Consider the following 319-nt stretch of genomic DNA (forward strand, 5'->3'; position numbering starts at 1 on the left):
TCGTTGGCCGGCGACCGGCACCTCACCGCCCGTCCAGGCCGCCCTCAGCGGCTCCCGCTCGTCGGGCGGCGTCACCAGCAGGGCGGCGGGCAGCGCGGTACGGGCCCCGCTGATCTCGGGGCTGGCGTACGTGAGCCCCGCCCAGGCGCTCGCGCGCGGCGCCAGCGAGACGGCCGTCGCCGTGTCCGGGGAGCGCTTGGGGTCCGGTCCGAGCCGGGTCCCGGAGGCGTCCACGAAGGCGGCGCCCGGATAGCCGCGGACCGTGCAGGTGCGCTCGGACCTGTTGGTGAGCACGATCGGGAAGTTGCGCTGCCCGGCC

At 77.4% G+C, this 319-nt stretch carries 1 protein-coding gene; it reads right to left on the reverse strand.

Translation table 11 applies throughout. From position 1 onward, the window contains the following. The coding region (locus SZN_RS37365) for a DUF4232 domain-containing protein (RefSeq protein ID WP_007506680.1) at positions 1–319 on the reverse strand (319 nt) is incomplete at both ends.

The organism is Streptomyces zinciresistens K42, from assembly GCF_000225525.1.
GTDB classification, from domain to species: Bacteria; Actinomycetota; Actinomycetes; order Streptomycetales; family Streptomycetaceae; genus Streptomyces; species Streptomyces zinciresistens.